A 21,480-nucleotide genomic window follows, 5' to 3' on the forward strand; every position below is an offset into this window, starting at 1 on the left:
TCAGCCGGCGATGTAGGCTTTGATCTGTTCGGCTTCCAGTTCGACTTCCGCGATACGGGTCTTCACGACGTCGCCAATCGAGATGATGCCGGCGAGCTTGCCGTTCGTTTCAACGGGAACATGGCGGAAGCGGCGGCTTGTCATCAGTCCCATGAGGTCATTCACGGTTGAGTCTTCATGGCACCGGTAAACCTTGGAGGTCATCAACGAGCCAACGGGCTGATCGAGACAGGCGGCACCCGCCTTGGCGATTGCGTGCACCACGTCACGTTCCGTGAAAATCCCGGAAATCTTGTTCTCCATCCCGACGATGACGATCGCGCCGATCTTTTTCTTGCTGAGAATCACGGCCGCTTCAGAAACAGTCGTGTTCGGCCCGGCGGTTACGACATCTCTGCCTTTTACGTCGAGTATGGCCTTGACTGAATTGGACATTTTTGAACCTCCTATGTCGAAAGTGCAGCACTTCAACTGATCACAGGCATCCGCGACGGTCTCTCCTCTCGACACGGATCAGTTCGAATGGTGCACTCCAACTGTCAAGATTGCAATATATCCGATGTCTCTGAAGTTGGCGGCGGCTCGGGCGGTCTGCGGTCAAAAAGACGGAAGAGAGCGAAGCCGAAAATGAACCCACCTATATGGGCGTCCCAGGCGATTGCTTGCGAGCCGTCGCCGATCAGTGGGACGCCCACCGCAATCAGGATATTGCCCACGAACCAGAAGAGAATGAAAGCGACGACCGTGCGGCTGCGAAAAGATTCGACCATTGAAAGACGGGGATTGAGATGCGCCGGTCGGGTGATCCGCTGTTCCGGCGGGAACGCAAAGCGGCAGGCAGCGCCCATTAGGCCGGACACAACGCCGGATGCGCCGATTAGCAGCGTGGCCTCTCCCCAATTCAGCGCCGCATGCAGAGCGGCCGACGCAACCGCGGACAGCACCCAGAAAACGAGGAAGCGAAACGTTCCAATGCGGCGCGCCACCGGCGTTCCGAAAGCCATGAGCCATAGCCCGTTGAAAACGATATGTTCAATGCTGCCGTGGAGAAGCGAATAGGTGATCGGTGTCCAGAAGAGCTGCGGCCCCTGTTCCGACAGTGGCGTAATGTAGCGCAACGGAATGAAGCCGAAATTGAAAAACAGCCAGTCGAGAGCGTTACCAGACAGAAGCGTTGATTGAACGGCATATATCAGCCCCAACAGTCCAAGGGCTGCGAGCACCGGGCCTGGAAGGTTGAAGATGGGCGCTGACGGCGGCGTTGCCGGGGGCTCCATCGCCGCTTGCGGCTCGACCGAGTGCTCGTTCATCTTCGTCCTCACTTCATTCCGGCACAGCCTTACAGGACGAAAGGTCAAAAAAAAAGCCGTCAGGCAGAGGCCGGACGGCTCCGAGCGTCCCAGGGAGCCGCCCGACAGTCTGTGCTGAACTTCCCAAAGGTAGGAAGCGATGGGCAAACACTGCCACGGCACGGCTGGCAGCTCAATCGAAACCCTTTCTTAACCTTAATTGCCGCGAGTTGGCATGAAATACGCACGGCATAAGAGCGCACGGCCATGACGGCCGTGTTTTGATCCAAACTGAAGCAACTGGTGCCGTAATGCGTGTCAAAACGACGATCGACCTATTCGAATACTGGAATCGCATCCGCGGCCACGACGTGGCACCGCTGAGATCGCAGGTCGAACCAACGGATTTGCGCCAGATCCTATCAAGTGTGTTTCTCCTCGAAACAAACGAAACGGGCCGCGTTGCGTTCCGTCTTGCCGGAACGCGCATTTGTGATCTCTTTGGTCGCGACCTCCGTGGTGCTCCGTTTTCCGAACTCTGGGCGCATGGGAGCGACGATATCGAGCACACGGCGGCGGGCGTGATGGCTCATGCGATCCCCGCGCTGCTCAATGCGACGGGTTTCACCGCAGCCGGCCATAGTGCCTGCTTCGAAATTGTCCTGCTGCCGCTGCGCTCCGAGGATAGCAAGTGTGACAAGCTGTTGGGCGCCATCGCTCCCGCCGTCGCGGTAAGTTGGCTCGAAGTCGTGCCGTTGCAGTTCCTTGCCTTTGATCGCAGCCGATTGCTGCATGAACGACTTGGCGGCGAGGAGAAGCGCAATGACGCGGAGCTTGAAAATGAACACACGCTCTACGTGCGTCGGCCATCGATTGCCGATACAATGCGACGCGTCGTGTCAGATCTGCTCGCGGAACGCGATGTCTCTGCTGTTTCGATTCGACACAACCGCGTGCGTGCATAGAGGCCGAACCTGAACAACCTTCTGTTAAGGGATTACGGGTAATGATCGGGCGGTTGTATTTCATGAAGAAGCCCTTTGATGCACGCGTTCCAGCAAGTTCAGACGCAACGGACTGCGCCTCGCCTCGAACAAGGTGCCTTTCAACGCGTTCCCATCAACATGCAGGGCCGGCTGATGCTGGCGAACTATGAGGAATATGAGTGCATGGTCATCGACATGTCGCCGGGCGATATGTACGTGACCTGCCTGGGTCGTCCTCGCGCCAATGAGCGCATTGTTGCCTATATCGACCATCTCGGACGCGTCGAAGGTTATGTGCAGGCGGTCGACGGTCATGGCTTCTCGATGTCGATCCATGCGACCGAACGCAAGCGGGAGAAACTCGCGGCGCAGCTCACCTGGCTTGCGAACAAGCATGAACTCGGGCTTCCGGAAGACCGTCGCCACGACCGCCTGACGCCGCGCGAGACCAAAACCGAAATCACCCTGGAAGACGGCGCCCGCTACAGCTGCCGTATCATGGACTTGTCGCTTTCTGGCGCCGCGATTGATGTCGAGGTGCGTCCGCCGATTGGCACGCCTCTCCGTCTCGGCAACATGCGCGGTCGTGTTGTTCGCCATTTCGTAGAAGGCGTCGCGGTCGAGTTTCTTTCCATTCAGTCGCGGGAAACGCTCCGCGAGTTTCTCTGATCTCTGTCATCCGTACGTCACGAACATGATGCACGACGCTGCCGGAAGATTGGCGTATGAAGAGTCTGTATCCTGAAATAGAGCCCTACGAGCACGGCCTTCTCGATGTGGGCGACAGGCAGCAGGTCTATTGGGAGGCTTGAGGCAATCCGGATGGTCTGCCGGCGCTCTATCTTCATGGTGGCCCTGGCTCTGGCTGTTCGACATTCGCTCGTCGCTACTTTGATCCCGCAGTCTACCGGATTGTCCGCTTCGGTCAGCGCAATTGCGGTCGGAGCTTGCCGAGCGCTGCCGATATGACCACCGAACTTGGCGCGAACACGACCTGGCACTCGGTCGACGATGTCGAGAGATTGCGGCATCACCTGGGAGTGACAAGCTGGTTGTTGCTCGGAACGTCCTGGGGTTCGACGCTGGCACTTGCCTACGCTGAGACATATCCAGCAAGCGTTCGCGCGCAGCTCGAAATTGGCACGAATGGGAGGCCGCCTCGATCCTCCTTGCTGATCCCAAGGGCCTCCCTTGCCGCCGGCAAGATCCCGGCTACTTACTGACGCGGGCATGGATCATACGCACTACTTCCGTAATCTCGCGTGGCTAGACGACGGCGTTCTGCTCCGCGATGCCGGAAAACTGGCAGGCATACCCGGCGTGCTTGTTCAGGGCCGGCTGGACTTGGAGGCCCCGCTCGTGACGGCATGGGAGCTGTCGAAAGCCTGGCCGCAAAGCCGGCTTGCTATCGTTGAGGCTGCCGCCCATTCGGCGTCGCACCAGGGTTTGGCGGGCGCGATCGTCGACTCGACAGACATCTTTCGCGAAGTTTCTCGAAAATAATTCTGGCGCCGAAACTGAAATCGCTGGGCCAATCGGCCACTTTCAGCGCCGATTCTTCGGTTTCAATCGAGGTGCAGGCTCGTGCCGAGGCCATCTCGGATGGTAAACAAGTTCTGCGAAAACTCCGAGTCCGGTCGCGCCGTTAATAAATTGTCCCAAAATGCTCCGATCACTCGCCGGACGCCTTTCCGAGGAAGGAACAATTTTAATCGAAATTAGCGCAAAAGCGCTTCGAATTTTATGTGTATTCGACTTTCCTTTTAGTCGATTTCTCTGCGTGTTTAAATCAACTAAGCCTTTAATTTATCTGCGTAATTTTGCGCAGAATAAAAGCGTCCGTGTCAGGTTCTTCTCACAACGGGGAGACGACAAATGACGATAGCAACTTTCATCAAGGGCAGTTTAGCCGTCGGTGCGATGTTGATTGCGATGGTGGGTTCGGGACAAGCGAGCCCCCTCAACATGACCGTCCTTGGCAATGCGAGCCCGCCGATCGGCGCCTATCAATTCTGCAAGGAGATGCCTGCCGATTGCGCCAATGCAGCTGGCGACCAAGGCGAACTTCTTCTGACGGAAGAGCGCTGGAAGACGATCCTCAAGGTGAACTACCAGGTCAATTCGTCGATTACGCCGTTGACCGACAAGGAAATCTACGGCGTTGAAGAGCGCTGGGCCTATCCCCGCACGGCTGGCGATTGCGAAGACTACGCGCTGCTGAAGCGCAAGATGCTGATCGATGCCGGCTTTTCGCCTTCTGATCTGCTGATGACGGTCGTCCTGCAGCCGAATGGCGAAGGCCATGCGGTGCTGACGGTCCGCACCGACCGCGGCGATTTCATTCTCGATAATATGCGCAACAAGGTCATGCTTTGGGCCGACACAGAATACACGTACCTGAAACGTCAGTCGGCTGACGATCCGACCCGCTGGGTCAAGCTGCAGGATGGTCGTGCAGTGGCGGTCGGCAGCGTCAAGTAAGCATGACGTCGCCGGATAGATGACGACAACCATACGGCTCCGGTCGTCCCCCGCATCCCCGTCCCTGACCGGTGCCATAGAACCGCTCCCGCTGTCCCGGGAGCGGTTCGCTTTTTATCGTGCCCCAATATGTGGCTTAATTGTTCGTTAACTGTGATGGCGGGATCATAGCGGAATTATCAACGGCACCGGCGACTCTGTTCTCTTCGCGGCGGTCTGACAGCCGAAGGTCGCCATGAACCATACCGGTACCGTCCGCGAGATCGAGGAATCGCCCCTCCTTTCGACGCGTTTCATCATCCGCCTTACGATCGCTGTCGCCTGCCTTGCGGCATTGACGATGATTATCAGTTTCGGTGGCCGTTGGTTCGGTGCTCGCATTTCCCTCGCTGGCAATACCGCTTCGACCACTCCAATAATTCTGACAATCGGCCGCGACACCATCAGTCTTCCCGAAAACACGCTGCGCTTCCCCAGTCAGCGGAAAGACGGCCCATCCAAACGGGCGGACCTCTACCTCACGTGGCCGGAAATGCAGGGCTACAACAAGGCCCGTCGGGAGCGATTCGACGATATCAGCCAGTCGTCGGGGTTGATCTTCCTCCAGATCGCGCAAAGCACCATGTCCCGGGATATGTCCGGTCGCCTTGAGCCGATCTACTCGCATCTGATCGAGGGCAACGGCGCGCCCTTTGCCAATGGCATGACGCTGCATCACCTGCGCGCAGACGCAGGCTATGCCGACGAGGTTCTGTTGACCGCGCCGCGCACCGGCGCGCCGGATTACGTCGTGCGTTGCACCTTGCCGGCAATGCCTCAAATGGCCACCCGCGGCGATTGCCAGCGTGACATAAAAGTCGGTCGCGATTTAACTGTGCTTTACCGGTTCTCAAGCACGCATCTGCCCGATTGGGACCATATTGACGCCGCTATTCGCCATTTTGTGGAGGCACGGCTTGTGAACACTTCTGCGACAGGTCGCTAGAATGATCCGATGTGGCGAAACAAACGATTAATCATAAACGGATTGGTAACCCCGGACGGATAAATTTGGTGAGAGAGCGATCGCGCCGAGAGGGCGGGCGATCTCTCCAATATCCGAAATGCAAGCGAAGAGTAGAATAGTGCTAAGGTCAGTCTCCTCCGTATCCCCATCGCGATCCCGCAATTTTCTGATAAGAGCGGTCACGGCGTTGTCTCTCGCTGCCGGTATCGTCATGGCCGACTCGATCGATGCCGATGCGGAGGCTGCCAACTCGAAATATGCCGGCATCGTTGTCGATGCGAAGACCGGCAATGTTCTCTACAGCGAGAACGCGGATCGTCTGCAGTATCCGGCGTCCCTCACCAAGATGATGACGCTCTACCTGACCTTCGAAGCCCTGGAACAGGGCCGCATTCGCCTGGATACTCCAGTTCCCTTCTCTGCACACGCTTCCGCCCAGGCGCCGACGAAGCTCGGTGTCCGCGCCGGCGGTACGATCACGGTCGAACAGGCAATCCTCGGCCTTGTCACGCTCTCAGCCAACGATGCATCTACGGCTCTCGGCGAATTGCTCGGTGGCTCGGAGGATCGCTTTGCGCAAGTGATGACCGCCAAGGCACACGCGCTGGGCATGACGCGTACAACCTATCGCAATGCCAACGGTTTGCCGAATACCGCCCAGATGACGACCGCTCGCGACCAGGCCCGCCTCGGTATCGCACTTCGCCAGCATTTCCCGCAGTATTACGGTTATTTCTCCACGCAGAGCTTTAAGTTCGGCAATCGCATCATCCGAAGCCACAACCGTCTCGTTGGTTCTGTGCGCGGCGTCGATGGAATCAAGACCGGCTATACCCGCGCGGCGGGTTTCAACCTGGTGAGCTCCGTTCAGGTCGACGGCAAGTCGATCGTTGGAGTTGTTCTCGGCGGTGCGTCGACCCCTGCCCGCGACAATCAGATGCGCAAGCTGATTGCGGCCTATCTGCCGAAGGCATCCAGCCGCGGCGGTTCTTCGGAGTTGGTCGCCCAGACCCCATCGCAACCCGCAGCGCCTGTCGCGGAAACGCGCGTCGCTTCGGCTGCGGCTGAAGTCAGCGTGCCGCGCACTGCTCCGGACCCGCGCTCTCAGCCGGCATCTGCGCAGGTCGCGTATGCCGATGTCGCCCAGTCGAAGTCCGAAAATCCGCTACTCCAGCAAGAAATGCCCGCGCCGAAGAAGGTCAAGACGCAGGCCATCAAGCAGGCATCTGTCGCCACGCCGGCACCTGCGCCGGCCTATGTACCGCCGGAACAGGGTGACACCTCAGTCGACGAACTGACGACTGCCTCCACCAAGGAGGCGCAACTAACGGGGTGGGCTGTCCAGATTGGCGTTTCCGCAAGCAAGGAAGGTGCAATGGATCTGCTCGACAGCGCCAAGAGCAAGGGCGGCAAGGCTCTGCGCTCGGCGAAGCCTATCGCAGTCGCTAACGCCGGAAGCTATCGTGCTCGCTTCGGCGGCTTTGATGATCAGCGTTCTGCCGTGAACGCCTGCAACGCCCTCAAGCGGGCTGGCGTGAAGTGCTGGGCCACGGCTCAGTGATCAGCGACCTGCCGCCTGACATGCGCAGGCGGCAGTCTAGGACGTCGTGATCGGTGTTTTTGATCCGACGGAGTTCTGAGACTCGGTTTGTAATGCGTAGGGGATGAGAATGGCGATCAACGAGAATGTTCCGGAGTTTCCGCCACATGGCCGGGTGACCGGCAAGAATCCGCGAGCCGGTTTGCACCCACTACACGAAGCGGCTTTGCGGCTGGCAGAGGTGGGGTTGCAGCGGCAGAAGCCAAAGTCGGCAAAGACCAAGGACCTGATTAATCTGCTGTTGTGCCACGGCGCGCGGGCGTGGCGCTGCTCGCAGGCGGAAGCCAACATCCACCTTCATGTCACGTGTCCGGAAGGTCGGGCACCGGTAACGCTGCGCCTGCGCTGATCAGAGCAGGCCGAGTTCGGAGAGCTCGCGGCGAAGGTCCGCGGGCATTTCTGCAATCCCTTCTCCCAGGCTGTTCAAATCGCGCGGTACATCGTCCTGCGGATAATAGCGCCAGCCCTGGAAAGCTCTCTTCGGCTGCACGGCCGTTTCGATGACTTCAGGCCCAAGCACAAGATGGCATCGCGAGATTCCTTCGCCATCGGTAAAGGTCTGGATGTCGAGCAGTTTCTGGCGTGCTTGCACCTGCCCCTTGATCACCCAATAGAGCGAACCGCCGTCGAGTAGTTCCTCGACACGCTTCGGGACCATCCTTGTCGTATGTACGGAATGCGGCTCAAGCCCGGCCGCAATCGCCCGGAGAGAGCGTTCTGCGACCCATTCGCGCAGATCGTCAATCGAGTCCGCGCCTACGCATAATTTAATGAGATGCAATGCCATGCCGCCGTTGAAGTCCTTTTATCGGGCAACGTCAAGCGGCAAGTCGCATGTTCACAAAGTCAACATTCCACGACGTTGACGGCAAGCCCGCCGGTGGATGTCTCCTTATACTTCTCGCTCATGTCGTTGCCGGTCTGCCGCATAGTTTCGATGCAGGCATCCAGGGGAACGAAGTGCTTGCCGTCTCCCTTGATTGCCAGCGACGCCGCTGTAACTGCCTTGACCGCGCCGAGGGCATTTCGTTCGATGCAGGGAACCTGCACGAGCCCGGCAACGGGGTCGCAACTCATGCCGAGATGATGTTCCAGCGCGATTTCGGCCGCGTTCTCGATCTGCTCCGGCGTGCCGCCCATAACCGCCGCGAGGCCGGCAGCCGCCATGGCGGCCGCGGACCCTACCTCGCCCTGACAGCCGACCTCTGCGCCGGAAATAGAGGCGTTGTGCTTGATGATCCCGCCAATCGCGGCGGCAGTCAGCAGATAGTCGCGGATCCCGTTTTGGTCCCAGTCGTCGTGGAAATGCTCGTAATAGCGGATCGTTGCCGGGATCACGCCCGCTGCACCGTTCGTGGGAGCCGTAACCACGCGACCGCCAGCGGCGTTCTCCTCGTTGACTGCCATGGCGTAGACACTCAGCCAATCGTTCGCGAGCAGCGGGTTAATACGGTTGCTGCGCCACTCTTCCTGCAGTTTGTCATGAATCGCACGGGCGCGGCGGCGCACATTAAGTCCACCCGGCATGATGCCATCGACCTTGAGGCCGCGTTCGATGCAGGAGCGCATGGCTTCCCATATGCGATCAAGGCCTGCGTCCAGTTCCTCGCGGCTGCGCTGCGTTTCCTCATTGGCGCGCTTCATCTGCGCGATCGAGAGGCCGGAACGCGCGGCCATGTCGAGCATCTGCCTGGCTGAGGAGAAAGGATACGGAACCTTACGCGAATCGGAAGGTACCTTCTTCTTGGCGCGCATCTGCTCGAGCTCGGTGTCAGTCACAACGAAGCCGCCACCAACGGAATAGTAGATGCGCTTGATCAGCATCCGACCGTCCTTGTCGAAAGCGGAAAGCGACATGCCGTTGGCGTGGCCCGGCAACGGCAGCTTCTTGTCAAAGATCAGATCGTTCTTCGGTTGGAAGCTGTAGCTCGGATGGCCGGGCGGCGAGATGCGTCCGGAGCGTTCCACCTGATCGATAATACCGTTCATCTTGTCCGGATCGACGCTGTCAGGCTGCTCTCCCATCAACCCGAGAATGACTGCCCTGCCCGTCCCGTGTCCGATGCCAGTATGCGCCAGCGAACCGTGCAGACTAACCTTGATGGACGCAACCTGAGCGCCAGAGGTCGGACGCGGCCAATCGTCCGATAGAATCAGATCGAGGAAACGATTGGCCGCAGTCATCGGACCCATCGTGTGCGAACTGGAAGGCCCGACACCGATCTTGAATACGTCGAAAACGGAAAGGAACATGACTGCGTCCTATAAAGTTGCTGCGTAAATCTACGCTAACGGCTCTCGTGATCACTGCGATGGACCGACATGGCATTTCACGCATGCGACATCTGTAAAACGAAGTGCTGCGGCTTGCCAGTCATTGCAGCGTGCGCCCGCATCTGTAGAGTGGCGCGGCGACAGGAACCTGATTCAATATAATGATGACGACAGCGGATTACATTGCACTGGTGTTCTTTGCGGCGATCTGGTTTGGCTACGCGCGCCTGCTGCAGGGTGCGAATTTCTTCGGCAGGACCAGCCTCACTCATGCCATGCGGGAGCGCCGGCGCGAGTGGATCTACAATTCGCTCCGGCGCGACCTGAAGATGATCGACACCCAGATCATGGCCGGCCTGCAGAACGGCACCGCATTCTTCGCGTCGACATCGATTTTCGCCATCGGCAGCTGCTTTGCCCTGCTGGGCGCCACGGAGAAGGTCGATGCCGTCTTTGCCGACCTGCCCTTCGTCTTTCATAGCGGGCATGCCGTCTTCGAAATGAAGGTCGGCGGCCTGGCGGCGCTTTTCGGATATGCCTTCTTCAAGTTCGGCTGGTCGTATCGCCTGTTCAACTACTGCACTATTCTTTTCGGCTCGATTCCGATGATGCGTGACAGCGAACAGGATGTGATTGCCGCCGAGCGGGCGGCCGAACGCGTCATCCGCATGAACATCATTGCTGCCGGTCATTTCAACGAGGGGCTGCGCGCCATTTTCCTCTCGATCGGTTACCTCGGCTGGTTCATCAACCCCTATGTCTTCATGCTGACGACGACGATCGTCATTGTCGTCCTGACAAGGCGGCAGTTCTTCTCTGAGGCGCGTCTGGCGATCATGGACGCTCAGCCGTCATCAAATCTCCACCTTTCTCCTATTCCCCGCGCTGAGCCTTCGAACGATGGCAACGATTCATCCGAGGGATTGTGAATGACGGCTCTGGCAACGGAAACATATGCGAGCGTTAAGCCGCCTCGCATCGGCTTGCTGGATACAGCGCGCGGTGTCGCCCTGCTCGCGATGGCGAGCTATCATTTCACCTGGGATATGGAGTTCATGGGCTACCTTGCCCCAGGCACCGCCGAAACCGGCTGGCTGAAGCTCTATGCCCGCGCCATCGCATCGACGTTCCTGTTCATTGTCGGCGTCAGCCTGGTGCTCGCAAACACGCCGGAGATTCGCTTGCGCTCGTTCTGGAAGCGGTTTGCGATGATCGCTGCTGCCGCGCTTGCGATCTCGGTGGTGACGCGGTTCGTCTTCCCCGGGGAATGGATATTCTTCGGCATTCTCCATTGCATCGCGGTCCTCAGCCTGCTTGGCCTTGTCTTCCTGCGTCTGCCCTTGCCTTTCACCATCGCCGCGACCGCTGCAGTCACCGCGGCATGGGTCGTGGATACCTGGGTTGCGCCGGATCTACTGCGCTCGCCGATCTTCAATGCGCGCTACCTCGCCTGGATCGGACTCGCCGAGATGCCGCAACGATCGAACGACTATGTTCCGATCTTCCCCTGGGCGGTACCTTTCCTGCTTGGCATGACGGCGACCTTGCTTGCGATGAGGACGCGGCTGCTCGACAAGCTCGCACGGCTTGGCACAGGCTCAAGCCTGCCGGCGAAGGCCGGGCGCCATAGCCTCGCCTTCTACCTGATCCACCAGCCTGTGCTGATCGCAATTGCCTACGGACTATCCGTGATTATTCCGCCCGCGAAACCGGATCCTGTCGAAACCTACCTGAGGCAATGCAATGCTTCGTGCGTGATGCAGGAAGGCGAAGCGGTATGCCGCAGCTTCTGCCAATGCACCCTCGATAAACTGCAAAATCAAAAGCTCTTTACGGAATTCCAGTCTGGCGCCATCAAGCCGGATGACGGGCGGATCATGGCGCTGGCGAGCGAGTGTAGTGCCAACACGCAATAATCAGGTGCCGACGCCGATATCGGCCAGACGACCGAGGCATGCCTCTTCGATGTTGTCGAGTTCGGCCAAGGTGTCGTCGATGTCCTTACGCTTCTGGCGTAGATCTTCGCGCTTCTCATCGACGCGCTTCATCAGGAGCTTGAGCTGGCCCAGCTCACCCGGCGGCTCCTTGTAAACCTGAATGATCTCGCGGATTTCCGCGATGGTAAAGCCGATGCGTCGGCCACGCAGGATTTCCTGGATGAGGCGGCGGTCCGCTGGACGGAACAACCGTGTGCGTCCACGGCGCTCGGGATGAATCAATCCTTCGTCTTCGTAGAACCTCAGCGTACGCGTTGACACTCCAAACTCGCGCGTCAATTCGGTTATGCTATAGTATTTGCTGACCGGCATGGGCTCCCCACCACTAAGGTAGCCAATAATATTGACTTTTACGTAATAGTCAATTTCTGCAACGAAATTCGAGCCGGCTAAATTCCGAACCACCATGTAGCGATGCCGAGAAAGGCAAAAAAGCCCGTGCAATCGGTCACCGTCGTGACAAAAACTGATGAAGCAATGGCCGGGTCTGCTCCCACCTTATGCAACAGCAAAGGCAGCAGGATTCCGGCAAGGGCTGCCGCAAAGAGGTTGATAATCATCGCAGCGCCGATCACGAAGCCCAACTGGTAGTCGTGAAACCACGTGGCGGCGATGGCGCCCATGATGACCGAGAAGAGCGCGCCGTTGGCGATGCCGACGCCCGCCTCTCTGCGGATGATGCGGCCTGCGTTGTAGATATCGATGTCGCCGGTCGCCAATGCGCGGACAGTAACGGTCATCGTCTGCGTGCCCGCATTGCCGCCCATGGATGCCACGATCGGCATCAGCACGGCGAGCGCGATCATCTTCTCGATCGATTCGTCAAACAACCCAATAACGCTTGCAGACAGCAAAGCCGTTCCGAGGTTGATCACCAGCCAGAGAAAGCGAGAGCGGACGGTCGAGAAAACATTGTCCGACAGCTCTTCGTCGCCGACACCGCCCAGACGCTTGATGTCTTCGTCGGCTTCCTCATGAATGACATCGACCACATCATCGATCGTAAGCACGCCGACCAGCCTGTCGTTCTCGTCGACAACGGCGGCGGAGAGAAGGTCGTACTGCTCAAAAAGCTGGGCGGCTTCTTCCTGGTCCATCTCCGCGGGGATCGGATGATTCGTCTCCCGCATGATGGATTCAATCTTTGTCTGCCGCTTGGTACGCAGGATCTTGTCCAGATCGACGGCACCCAACAGCCTGAATGTCGGGTCGATGACAAAGATCTGCGAGAAGGAATATGGCAGGTCTTCCTCGTCGCGCATGTAGTCGATCGTCTGACCGACCGTCCAGAACGGTGGCACCGCGACGAATTCCGTCTGCATGCGGCGTCCAGCCGAGCTTTCCGGATAATCGAGCGCACGCCGCAGCCGCACGCGTTCGGTAAAGGGCAGCTGCGCAAGGATCTCCTCGCGGTCCTCGGTGTCGAGATCCTCGAGAATGTAGACAGCATCGTCCGAATCGAGTTCGCCGATAGCGGCGGCAATCTGCTCGTTCGGCAGCTGGTCGACGATCTCGCGACGAATCGTTTCGTCGACCTCGGTCAGCGCCGTCATGTCGAATTCGTCGCCAAGGAGACGAACAAGCGCGAGTCGCTGGTCTGGCTGCAGCGATTCGAGAAGATCGCCTATTTCGGATTCGTGCAGGCGGGCAACGTGCTGGCGCAGGAAGATCGTGTCGCGATCGGCGATGGCTGCGCCTACGAGCGCCAGAAAATCGCCTCGGACGTTGCCACTTTCGTCGTAGATGTCGGCGTCGCTGCTGTCTGGCCGCGGGCGGACGAGCTCTTCTGCGTCGTTCGTCATGATTTGCCGCCCTCGCATCCGGTTGAAGTTCAACGACTAAGCGTCGAAATATATGAGTTTGTGCTAGCCGAAACCTCATAGTCCGTCCAGCCGCAAACGCCTCGCGTGGATGACAATGCATGTGCGTAGCGATAGTTTCCGCGCAACTGAAATCAGGAACCCCGCCATTGGCCATCCGCCCCATATTACAGTTCCCCGATGTCGGTCTTAGAACCGTTTGCGAGCCCGTCGACGTCTTTGACGAGCGATTGCGTGAACTCGCGGATGACCTGCTGGATACGATGCGGGCCGCGCCAGGGGTTGGCATCACCGCCGCGCATATCGGCGTCTTCCGTAGGCTCTTCGTGATAGAGCTGAGCCGTGGCGAGGGCGTGCGTTTCTATGTCAACCCGGTGGTCACTTTTGCTTCCGACGACACGATTCGCCATGTCGAAGGGAGCGTTTCAATGCCCGGAATGACCGACGAGGTAGTGCGGTCCAAGGCCATTCGCGTTCGTTACCGCGACCTGAACGGCGCCGAGCACGAGGAAGAAGCGGAGGGTTTCCTCGCAGTCTGCATCCAGCACGAGATCGATCAGCTCGACGGCATCTTTTGGATACAGCGCCTCTCACGGCTCAAGCGCGAACGGTTGGCCAAGCGCTGGGATAAGATGCGCACATAACCGTTATTTTTACAGAATTAATCTCGTGTTGATTGTGCAAATACAGCCAGCACGCGCTCTGGAATAAGAAACAAAGTTCCATCACGAAACTGTCAAATTAGGTCGCGGATCTGTGATTTCATTTGATAAAGCAGCAGCGCATGCGTGATTTTTCGCCCACATTCTTGCCGCAATTCAAGCGCGAACTCATCGTTGCCGAGGGTTTGGTATCGTTGTCACTACAACGAAGAATTGAGGATATTTCCCATGCGCTTCAAATTTGCTGCCGCCGCTTCCATTCTCGCCCTCGGCCTGGCAAGTGCGGCCTTCGCCCAATCGCAGTATTCGAACGACTACAGTAACGACAGCGACGGGTTTGCGCCTGTCCAGATGACGCCGAAGAAGCCGGTTCACTACGTCAATCGCAAGGCACCGGAATATTCCGACGACTACACGAACGACAGCGACGGCTTTGCCCCGACGCGGACGTCTTCGTCCGTAGACAAAATGACGACCGCGAGCGTCAAGCCCCTGCCCGACTGCGACTACATGAAGACGAACTCCAGGGTGCATACAGCCGGCGGCGACAGCGGAGCTTCACACTCGGATGCCTGCCGCGACATCGGCGACAAATAGACGTCGACTGCAAGGGGTCGGGCATCCGGCCCTTTGCGCCTTCCTCGAGAGAGCTTTGGATCACCGATCATTGACAGTCTCGCCGAAGACCGATTCGAACGCCTGCCGAAGGCGGATGTCGACATCAGCCATCATGACTGGCAGGCCAAGATCGACGAGGCTCGTAACGCCATAGGCGGAAATCCCGCACGGAACGATTCCGCCGAAATGGTCGAGATCGGGTTCGACATTCAGCGATAGGCCATGGAAGGTCACCCACTTTCGTAGCCGGATGCCCAGCGCTGCAATCTTGTCTTCAGCCATGGTGCCATCGGGCAAAGGCGCTTTATGAGGTCTGCGCACCCAGACGCCCACACGGTCCTCGCGCCGCTCGCCGCGGACATTCATCGAATCAAGTGTACGAATGACCACCTCCTCGAGTGCGGCAACAAAGGCGCGCACGTCTTGGCGTCTGCGCTTCAGGTCGAGCATGACGTAAGCAACACGCTGGCCTGGCCCGTGGTATGTATATTCACCGCCGCGGCCGGTCGCGAAGACAGGAAACCGATCGGGTTGCACTAGGTCTTTGGCATCCGCGCTGGTTCCCGCCGTATAGAGAGGCGGATGTTCCACGAGCCAGACGAGTTCGTCGCCGCCGTCCGCGATCGCAGCGACCTCGTGCTCCATGTTTTCCACAGCCTCTTCGTAGGGCACGAGCCCGTCGGCGATGCGCCATCGGATCGGCCGCGAGCCTTCACGGGGCAACATGGAGAATTCGATATCTGTGCGTAGCATAGCCATTCCTTGTCGCTGCTGCGCCTGGGGCAGCGTTGCGAAGGTCTATATGGCCTCGTTTCAAGGGCGATTCAAATGCTGTGATTTCTTTTGAAAAAATCTGCCATATCGCCCTTGTGTACCCCAAACGCTTTTGCTACATGCTGCCCCGCCGGCACAAATCGGCACCTACCACGATGCGGTCGTGGCGGAATTGGTAGACGCGCAGCGTTGAGGTCGCTGTGGGGCAACCCGTGGAAGTTCGAGTCTTCTCGACCGCACCAACCATCCCTGGGATGGTTATCAAGAGTTCGGCTCTTCTCTTTCATCTTCGATCGGAGATAACCCCAGGCGCGGTATTGGCTGCGACTTGTGGGATAGCTTTTCCTCGCAAGTATTGGCGTTCGCATTACCCCCGATTCGAACGAGGCTCGCTTCACGACTGCCGAGTGTGCGAACGCTCGCGTCCGCTATGAGCTGCTATGTCTGCAGTGCGTCTTCGACCCCTTCACCCCAACCGTGACTTTCTGTATAGCCCCTTGGACCGAATATAGAATCTCACTGATGCACAATTCTCCCGAACACCAAAATCCTCTGCAGGGAATGGCTCTGATGGCGGGCGCCATGCTCGTGTTGCCGGCGATGGATGCAATCGCGAAATACATGGCGACATTCGAGGCGATGTCGCCGGGCCAGGTGACATTCTACCGCTTCTTCTTCCAGCTCGTCTGCACGCTGCCGTTTCTGTTCGTGATCTTCGGCCGCAAGGCCCTACACGCCAAACGCCCCTGGATGAATTTGTTTCGCGGGATCCTCCACGGTGCGGCGAGCTTGCTCTTCTTCGTTGCAGTGAAATACATGCCGCTCGCGGACGTGTTCGCGATCTACTTCGTTGAACCCCTCATGCTTACTGCGCTATCGGCAATTTTCCTCGGTGACAGGGTTGGATGGCGTCGATGGATGGCGATTTTCGTTGGTTTCGGCGGTGCAATGATCGTCATACAGCCGAGCTACGAAATCTTCGGCTTGAAAGCGCTCTTGCCTGTCCTTTGCGCCTTCCTGTACTCACTTTATCTCTTTCTGAACCGGGCAATCGGTGATGCCGATTCACCACTGACGATGCAGACGATGGCGGGCATCGGCGGTACTGCCTTCATGGCGGCGGCATTGATTGTGGGTAATGGACTCGGCATCGGTGATTTCCACGTCTCCTTGCCCTCCTCTGCGTTGGCGCTCGCTCTGTTGCTGATTCTCGGCACGATTTCGGGCTATGCGCACATGGTCATCGTCCGCGCTTTTCGGCTGGCACCATTGTCGCTCCTTGCACCGTTCCAGTATTTCGAAATCATCTCCGCGACGGTGCTTGGCTACGCGCTGTTCGGCGACTTTCCGAACGCTTCGAAGTGGATCGGTATCCTGATCATCGTCGCTTCCGGTCTCTTCATCATCTGGCGGGAGCGCGTGCAGGCGCGATCGTTAAAAACGTCGTGATTGGGTGAGCGTGCCGTTAACAGTGCTTCTTGAGAGATCATCAATTCGCTCGCGGTAGAAGGGCCTTCGGCCTCATGATGAGGTTTGGAGACAAAAAATGAGCGAATTCCGTCTCGCTTTTCCGGCATGTGTGATTGCCGGGAAGCATCGGCTGACGGCCGAAGATATAAGTTTGCTGCGCAAGCATACCTTTCCGGAAGGCATCCGGACCGCGGACGACGTGGTCGCCATGCTGGCGCTGAACAATTCCTGCCCCGAAAAATGCCCTGAGTGGAGTTCCTTCTTTGTGGAGCAGCTCGCTGGTTTCATCGTCAACTACACTTACCCTCAAGGATCCCTCGACGAGATCAATGTGGCCTGGCTCATGCGCATGGTCGCGACAGATGGCGTGGTCAATTCGGCGCTAGAGCTTGAATTGGTTCTGCACGCAATGGAAATCTCCGCGAACGTGCCGGATGAGCTGCGCGCCTTCGCACTCGACCAACTGCGTCTTGCGTTGACAGAAAGCGTCGGCGGCTACAAGCTGTGTCGCGCAGTGGATCGAAAGGGCATCACGCGCCAGGATATCGACTACGTCATGCGGATTCTGCGCGGTGTCAGCGATGCCGGCGTCATCAATGCGCCGCCCCTCACCTGGAGTGTTATGATGCGGATCGCGGAGGAAACGCTGCCAGCCGCAAATCATCCGCGTTGGGCAGACATTCTATCAGCGCTCCAGCTCGTGGACTACGCCGAGGCCCCGCGCCGCAGCCGGTGGCTCAGGATCGTGGATGACAGCTTCGGTGGCGAAACCGCGGTCGCCTGACACCCTCGGATATTCTTTCGGCTGATTGTGCGTTCCGGTGTTTATGCGTAAAACTCCGGAACGCATATTTTGGGTGGAGTCTCCATGTTCAAGAAAATCCTGATCGCGAATCGCGGCGAGATCGCTTGCCGCGTTATCAAGACCGCGCGCCATATGGGAATTGCGACGGTAGCGGTCTATTCGGATGCGGATCGGGATGCACTCCACGTGGATATGGCTGATGAGGCTGTTCATATCGGTCCCGCGGCAGCCGCCGAAAGTTATCTCGTCGCGGATAAGATCATCGCAGCCTGCAAGCAGACCGGCGCCGAAGCGGTCCATCCCGGCTACGGTTTTCTGTCCGAACGAGCGTCGTTTTGCGAGGCATTGGAAAAGGAAGGAATTGTCTTCATCGGTCCGAAGCCGAAGGCCATCATGGCGATGGGCGACAAGATCGAATCGAAGAAGTTTGCCAACGCCGCCAAGGTCTCGACCGTCCCCGGCTATCTCGGCGTGATCGAGGATGCGGGTCACGCGGAAAAGATCGCCGCCGAGATCGGCTATCCCGTTATGATCAAGGCGTCCGCCGGCGGCGGCGGCAAGGGTATGCGGATTGCGTGGAACGAAGTGGATGTGCGCGACGGTTTCGACCGGGCACGTTCCGAAGCGAAGAGTTCCTTTGGTGACGACCGTGTCTTCATCGAAAAATACGTTGTCGAGCCCCGCCATATCGAGATTCAGGTGCTCGCCGACGCGCACGGCAACATCGTCTATCTCGGCGAACGCGAATGCTCGATTCAACGCCGCAATCAGAAAGTCGTCGAAGAAGCGCCCTCGCCGTTCCTCGATGCCAACACGCGCGCGGCGATGGGTGAGCAATCGGTCGCGCTTGCCCGCGCCGTGGAATATCAAAGCGCCGGCACAGTCGAATTCATCGTCGATCGTGACCGCAATTTCTATTTTCTGGAAATGAACACGCGCCTGCAGGTCGAGCATCCGGTTACGGAGCTGGTGACCGGTATCGATCTGGTCGAGCAAATGATCCGCGTTGCAGCTGGCGAGAAGCTTCCGTTCGTGCAGGGCGACATAAAGCTGAACGGCTGGGCGATCGAGAGCCGGTTGTATGCCGAGGATCCCTATCGCAATTTTCTGCCCTCGATCGGTCGGCTGACGCGGTATCGCCCGCCTGCGGAAGGCAGGTCCGGAAGCGCCATCGTGCGCAATGACACCGGCGTCTTCGAGGGTGCCGAGATTTCGATGTACTACGACCCGATGATCGCGAAACTCTGCACCTGGGCACCGACACGCCTGGAGGCGATCGAAGCGATGAATGAGGCGCTCGACGGTTTCGTTGTCGATGGAATCGAACACAACGTCCCCTTTCTCGCCGCCCTGATGAAGCACCCCCGCTGGCGCGAGGGGCGCCTGTCTACCGGCTTCATCGCCGAGGAGTATCCGGATGGCTTTGCGCCGATGGTGCCCGATGCAGACCAGCAAGCGACTCTCGCGGCGGTCGCTCTTTCGGCCTCTCTCATTGAGGCCAATCGTCGAGAGCGCTTCGCCGACCGCTTGCGCGCTCCCACCGGTGCGACCCGCGACGACTGGACTGTCAGGCTCGGTGACAGTTACGTTGATGCGCGTTTGGTTGACGGGCTGGTGACGATCCCGTTCGACATGGACATCGAGATCGGTGGCAGGATTTCCAACGTCGTCACCGACTGGAGACCCGGCGACGCCGTTTGGCACGGCAAGGTCGCGGGCCAAAACGTAATTGCACAAATCCGCCCGGTTCTTAACGGTCACAGGCTGGACTGGCAGGGGATATCTCTGAAGGCCAAGGCGTTGATGCCGCGGCACGCCGCGCTCGATAAGCTGATGCCGGTGAAGCTTCCGCCCGATATGTCGAAGCTGTTGCTGTGCCCAATGCCCGGCCTCGTCGTTTCCATTGCCGTGGTCGAGGGCCAGGAAGTCAAAGCTGGTGAAACGCTTGCCGTGGTGGAAGCCATGAAAATGGAGAACGTCCTGCGCGCGGAGCGAGATCTGGTCGTCGGTAAAATCAACGCCAAGCCCGGAGAGAGCCTTGCTGTTGATGCCGTCATTCTGGAATTTGCCTGACCAGCGCCCTGCCGCCTTTCCTGTCTCGCCGGTCAGGTTTTATTAACGGCTGACTGCCTATCGTGGTCCGCCCGGCAGGATGCCGGGTGGAGGTAGCAAATGACGGCGCTGCAATCGGCGATCCTCTTGCTGGTCACAAATCTCGGCCTTCTTTGGCTTCTGATGCGCGTCCCGCTGGGACGTAGAACCATCTGCCTCAGCCGAACCTATCAATGCTCCCCCGACATACTCTGGAACGCGATGAATCCCGCTGGTTCGGAGGCGTCGTGGCACCACTCGGTCATCAGCAGTCGTGCGCTTGCTAATCGATGCGGTATCGTGGAGCAGACTTACCAGCATCTCGACAAGAACGGTGCGCCGTCGCGCCGACTGCTTGCGTTGGAACCGCTGCCATCGGTCGCGAAGAATGCCCAAGGATTCCAGGCTCGCATCATCGATGACAGCACGCTCGATCCCTCATTCTGGAACGATTACCGGGAGCGGCGCATCATTCGACCAACACCGGATGGTGCCCTGCTGGAGGTCGAGCAGACGGACAGATACCGCGGACTGGCTTTCCTCATGTTTCGCTATTTTGTTCTGCGCCGGGAAATGAAGGCGCTCGACGGATGGTTGAAGACAGGCGAATCGCTGCCGCAGGGTCACTTTGAGCGACCGTGGGTCCAAGGCGGTCTTGCTGTGGTATCGACTCTGCTCCTCTGGCCCTTCTTTGGGTTCGATGCGGGTGGCCTGATGCTCTCGACCTTCCTGACGCTGGTCGTCGTGTTGCATGAATTGGGGCATATGGCGGCCTACCGCATGTTCGGTCACGCATCCGTCAGGATGATCTTTGTCCCGTTGCTTGGAGGCATCGCTATCGGCGGGAGGCCATACCGCTCGCTGTTCGAGGTGGCAACCTGTGCGCTGATGGGCGCGGGAATGTCGGCCTTTGTGGTTCCAATTCTTGCGGTCGCCGCGCAGCTTTCGGATGCCGGCCTACTGCCCGTGGCGTCACGCGGACCTCTGCTCATTTTCATGTTGATCCTCGGCGCTTTCAACTTGCTGAACCTGCTGCCGATGCATCGTTTCGATGGAGGTCAGGTTCTTCGGCAGATCTTCCGTACGCGAAGGTCGCAGATTGCAGCCAGTTTTGTGGTGACGCTCTGCATTCTCGGCATTGGATTCGAGGTCGGTTTGCCCGCGAACATGCTGACGGCGGGCCTGCTCGTCTTCACGCTTGTCAGCCTCGTGAGTGGCGGTTCGGTGAAGCCGCGCCAGATGCTCGAAGAGATGAGGGATGGCGAGCGCATGCTGGTTGCCTTCGGTCTCTACGCGGCCATCGCAGTACACGGCTATGCCATTATTTTCGCAACTGAAACGCTCTTTTGACGCAGGCCGTATAACGCCTGGCGCAATCAGTGTATTCGGAAGGGAAACTCATGGTCACGGACAGTTTTTCCTTGAGCCGTCCGCGCCGTGCGTGCAAAGGTCCGCGCTATCAAATCAGCAGGAGACACCTGACATGGACGTTCGCGCCGCCGTTGCCGTTGAGGCTGGAAAGCCGCTTGAAGTGATGACCGTTCAGCTGGAGGGACCACGGGCCGGCGAAGTGCTGGTCGAGGTGAAGGCGACGGGCATCTGCCACA

At 58.6% G+C, this 21,480-nt stretch carries 21 protein-coding genes, 1 tRNA gene and 2 pseudogenes; 17 read left to right on the top strand and 7 right to left on the bottom strand.

The annotated features are described in order from the left end of the window. On the bottom strand, positions 1-435 hold the full coding sequence (locus ATY80_RS12845) for a CBS domain-containing protein (protein WP_088692803.1): 435 nt from the start codon (positions 433-435) through the stop codon (positions 1-3). Between the two features lie 104 nt (positions 436-539). Further along, complete coding sequence (locus ATY80_RS12850) at positions 540-1,310, bottom strand: rhomboid family intramembrane serine protease (RefSeq protein ID WP_088692804.1); 771 nt, start codon at positions 1,308-1,310, stop codon at positions 540-542. Between the two features lie 290 nt (positions 1,311-1,600). Here ATY80_RS12850 and ATY80_RS12855 point away from each other — a divergent pair, with 290 nt between their 5' ends. From ATY80_RS12855 to ATY80_RS12895, 7 genes and pseudogenes are all read left to right on the top strand, one after another. Continuing rightward, complete coding sequence (locus ATY80_RS12855; protein WP_088692805.1) at positions 1,601-2,254, top strand: PAS domain-containing protein; 654 nt, start codon at positions 1,601-1,603, stop codon at positions 2,252-2,254. 78 nt (positions 2,255-2,332) lie between these two features. Next, entirely contained in the window at positions 2,333-2,944 is a 612-nt protein-coding gene (locus ATY80_RS12860) for a PilZ domain-containing protein (RefSeq protein WP_088692806.1), read from the top strand. Between the two features lie 56 nt (positions 2,945-3,000). Continuing rightward, positions 3,001-3,778, top strand: a pseudogene (locus tag ATY80_RS28925) (alpha/beta fold hydrolase). 372 nt (positions 3,779-4,150) lie between these two features. Then, entirely contained in the window at positions 4,151-4,756 is a 606-nt protein-coding gene (locus ATY80_RS12875; protein WP_088692808.1) for a transglutaminase-like cysteine peptidase, read from the top strand. Positions 4,757-4,991: 235 nt separating this feature from the next. Next, a complete protein-coding gene (locus ATY80_RS12880; RefSeq protein ID WP_088692809.1) occupies positions 4,992-5,741 on the top strand; it encodes a hypothetical protein in 750 nt (249 codons plus the stop codon). A gap of 118 nt (positions 5,742-5,859) precedes the next feature. Further along, positions 5,860-7,323, top strand: a complete 1,464-nt coding sequence (locus tag ATY80_RS12890; RefSeq protein WP_189637142.1) for a D-alanyl-D-alanine carboxypeptidase — start codon at positions 5,860-5,862, stop codon at positions 7,321-7,323. 109 nt (positions 7,324-7,432) lie between these two features. Further along, positions 7,433-7,711 carry a hypothetical protein gene (locus ATY80_RS12895; protein WP_088692811.1) on the top strand — a complete coding sequence of 93 codons (279 nt, stop codon included), beginning with the start codon at positions 7,433-7,435 and terminating at the stop codon, positions 7,709-7,711. Here ATY80_RS12895 and ATY80_RS12900 read toward each other — a convergent pair whose 3' ends face one another. Continuing rightward, a complete protein-coding gene (locus ATY80_RS12900; RefSeq protein WP_016554039.1) occupies positions 7,712-8,149 on the bottom strand; it encodes a DUF1489 family protein in 438 nt (145 codons plus the stop codon). A gap of 59 nt (positions 8,150-8,208) precedes the next feature. Next, the gene (locus ATY80_RS12905; protein WP_088692812.1) at positions 8,209-9,615 is read right to left on the bottom strand and encodes an L-serine ammonia-lyase; all 1,407 of its coding nucleotides are present in this window, start codon (positions 9,613-9,615) and stop codon (positions 8,209-8,211) included. A 185-nt stretch (positions 9,616-9,800) separates the two neighbouring features. Here ATY80_RS12905 and ATY80_RS12910 point away from each other — a divergent pair, with 185 nt between their 5' ends. Both ATY80_RS12910 and ATY80_RS12915 read left to right on the top strand, forming a co-directional pair. Beyond that, positions 9,801-10,565: a DUF599 family protein gene (locus ATY80_RS12910; RefSeq protein ID WP_088692826.1), complete on the top strand. Its 765-nt coding sequence runs from the start codon at positions 9,801-9,803 to the stop codon at positions 10,563-10,565. After that, the gene (locus ATY80_RS12915) at positions 10,566-11,552 is read left to right on the top strand and encodes a DUF1624 domain-containing protein (protein ID WP_088692813.1); all 987 of its coding nucleotides are present in this window, start codon (positions 10,566-10,568) and stop codon (positions 11,550-11,552) included. On the opposite strand, the gene ATY80_RS12920 is transcribed toward ATY80_RS12915, so the two are convergent. Together ATY80_RS12920 and mgtE are read right to left on the bottom strand one after the other, a co-directional pair. Next, positions 11,553-11,945 carry a MerR family DNA-binding transcriptional regulator gene (locus ATY80_RS12920; RefSeq protein WP_016554043.1) on the bottom strand — a complete coding sequence of 131 codons (393 nt, stop codon included), beginning with the start codon at positions 11,943-11,945 and terminating at the stop codon, positions 11,553-11,555. Between the two features lie 77 nt (positions 11,946-12,022). After that, the gene (mgtE, locus tag ATY80_RS12925; protein ID WP_189637144.1) at positions 12,023-13,438 is read right to left on the bottom strand and encodes a magnesium transporter; all 1,416 of its coding nucleotides are present in this window, start codon (positions 13,436-13,438) and stop codon (positions 12,023-12,025) included. Positions 13,439-13,602: 164 nt separating this feature from the next. Here mgtE and ATY80_RS12930 point away from each other — a divergent pair, with 164 nt between their 5' ends. Both ATY80_RS12930 and ATY80_RS12935 read left to right on the top strand, forming a co-directional pair. Next, positions 13,603-14,097, top strand: a complete 495-nt coding sequence (locus ATY80_RS12930; RefSeq protein WP_088692815.1) for a peptide deformylase — start codon at positions 13,603-13,605, stop codon at positions 14,095-14,097. A 246-nt stretch (positions 14,098-14,343) separates the two neighbouring features. Next, positions 14,344-14,712, top strand: a complete 369-nt coding sequence (locus tag ATY80_RS12935; RefSeq protein ID WP_088692816.1) for a hypothetical protein — start codon at positions 14,344-14,346, stop codon at positions 14,710-14,712. Positions 14,713-14,772: 60 nt separating this feature from the next. Here the strand turns inward: ATY80_RS12935 and lipB are convergent, their stop codons facing one another. Continuing rightward, positions 14,773-15,492: a lipoyl(octanoyl) transferase LipB gene (gene lipB, locus ATY80_RS12940; RefSeq protein WP_088692817.1), complete on the bottom strand. Its 720-nt coding sequence runs from the start codon at positions 15,490-15,492 to the stop codon at positions 14,773-14,775. 172 nt (positions 15,493-15,664) lie between these two features. On the opposite strand from lipB, the gene ATY80_RS12945 reads away from it, so the two are divergent. The 6 genes and pseudogenes from ATY80_RS12945 to ATY80_RS28595 all read left to right on the top strand — a co-directional run. Next, positions 15,665-15,749: transfer RNA gene (locus ATY80_RS12945), tRNA-Leu, on the top strand. A 328-nt stretch (positions 15,750-16,077) separates the two neighbouring features. Then, positions 16,078-16,956: a DMT family transporter gene (locus tag ATY80_RS12950; RefSeq protein WP_088692818.1), complete on the top strand. Its 879-nt coding sequence runs from the start codon at positions 16,078-16,080 to the stop codon at positions 16,954-16,956. A 97-nt stretch (positions 16,957-17,053) separates the two neighbouring features. Continuing rightward, positions 17,054-17,761, top strand: coding sequence for a hypothetical protein (locus ATY80_RS12955; RefSeq protein WP_088692819.1), 708 nt, complete (start codon positions 17,054-17,056; stop codon positions 17,759-17,761). An 84-nt stretch (positions 17,762-17,845) separates the two neighbouring features. Then, the gene (locus ATY80_RS12960) at positions 17,846-19,855 is read left to right on the top strand and encodes an acetyl/propionyl/methylcrotonyl-CoA carboxylase subunit alpha (protein ID WP_088692820.1); all 2,010 of its coding nucleotides are present in this window, start codon (positions 17,846-17,848) and stop codon (positions 19,853-19,855) included. Between the two features lie 99 nt (positions 19,856-19,954). Further along, positions 19,955-21,223 (top strand): hypothetical protein, encoded by a 1,269-nt coding sequence (locus ATY80_RS12965; protein ID WP_088692821.1) that lies wholly within the window; start codon positions 19,955-19,957, stop codon positions 21,221-21,223. Positions 21,224-21,356: 133 nt separating this feature from the next. Next, positions 21,357-21,480 (top strand): annotated as a pseudogene (locus ATY80_RS28595) (S-(hydroxymethyl)glutathione dehydrogenase); the annotation flags it as partial.

The sequence above is a fragment of the Rhizobium sp. R711 genome (assembly GCF_002211365.1).
GTDB lineage: Bacteria > Pseudomonadota > Alphaproteobacteria > Rhizobiales > Rhizobiaceae > Rhizobium.